This window comes from Psittacicella hinzii (assembly GCF_003585935.1).
Lineage (GTDB): Bacteria > Pseudomonadota > Gammaproteobacteria > Enterobacterales > Psittacicellaceae > Psittacicella > Psittacicella hinzii.
Map to the genome: position 1 here is coordinate 1 of NZ_NRJG01000144.1, position 1,289 is coordinate 1,289.

The 1,289-nt window shown below is 35.5% G+C and carries 1 protein-coding gene; it reads right to left on the bottom strand.

All coding sequences use genetic code 11. The features are described from left to right. Nucleotides 1-272: 272 nt before the first annotated feature. A complete protein-coding gene (locus tag CKF58_RS06910; protein ID WP_119532318.1) occupies nucleotides 273-1,178 on the bottom strand; it encodes a DNA adenine methylase in 906 nt (301 codons plus the stop codon). Nucleotides 1,179-1,289: the final 111 nt, after the last annotated feature.

The following is a 1,289-nucleotide window of genomic DNA, read 5'->3' on the forward strand; positions in this document are numbered from 1 at the left end:
TAATTAGAGTTAATTAGGTTAAATAAAGTCAAACAGTGTAAACTCACCCTATACACCTGTATTATCGAAGCTAATATAAAGAGGTTTAATCAGGAAGATATCCCGATATATTAAGCATTGAAATAAGCCCTCAATACTATTACTTAAAAATAGACCCCCCACTAAATTAGCCCGTATTTCTTTATTGCTAATACTCTGTATAACCAACGCTTTGCCTTTTTATACGACGCTTTTTCTTTTATGTGCAACGCTTTATCTTTAAAATCGGCGCTTTATCTTTTATTACTTACGTTATATACAATTGTTTCCAGCCGTTTATGCCCTCTTACGTGGCTAATTTCTTTCGTAAAACTACTTAGGTTTTGCCATGATTCACTGTTAGGCAATCCGTTAGTAACAAATTTATGAGCTAATGCACTGATTTGGCTTTTAGCTGTTTCAAAGAAGATAAACGGAGGTTTTACCACAAGCATTAGCTCCAAAAACTCCGGTATGCCAAAGGCATTAGGATCTTTATAAGTTTCGCTTGTAGTCCACAGATATGGAGGATCAAGGATTAATATGACGTTCATACTATCCTTAAACTCGTCTAATAACTCGCGGAAGTCTTTACTTACAACCTCTAGACCATATAAATAATCATCAGCTAATGGCGGTGGATTTAATGGTACACACCAGTAAATACCACGCTTCACTTTTTCAATAAGCTCTTCTTTATTAAAGTAGCTAATGGCATTGAAACAAAGCCAAGCACTCATATGCTGTAAACTTAACTTTTCGTCAGTAGTATTACTTAGAAAAGCCACAATAGCATCAAGTACTGCTTTGTCTTTTACAGATTGGTGATAAATCAATTTAACACTGTGTGCTGCTTCATATTGGAGCTTAATTTTATTCAGAGCCTGCCAGTTCTCAATAGCTGTACTAATATTTTTAATCCTGTGACTGACATTATCGTAGTCATTAAATATTACTCTAGCTTTAGGAAAGGCACGCTTTGCATTATGCGCAAGTAAGCCACTACCACCAAAGACGTCTAAAATGGTATAACCATCTCCGTCATCGTTGTTAATCGCTTTGCTTAAAAACTCTAAGGTTTCTTTAATGAAAAAGCGCTTTTGACCCTGAAATACTACAGGAGAGCGTTTCCATACTTTAAGATTATTTAGGTCGGTCATAGGAATACTAAAAACTACCAAATACGTCAACTGACGTATCTGGTAATGCGGTTATTATTTCTGCGTGTGTAGATTAAAAAGTCGTGCTCGTTCCTTATTTAAAAGGTCCAC

Excerpts from the sequence above, each read along its gene's own strand:
- CKF58_RS06910 (WP_119532318.1), bottom strand. The coding sequence starts at position 1,178 with ATGACCGACCTAAATAATCTTAAAGTATGGAAACGCTCTCCTGTAGTA.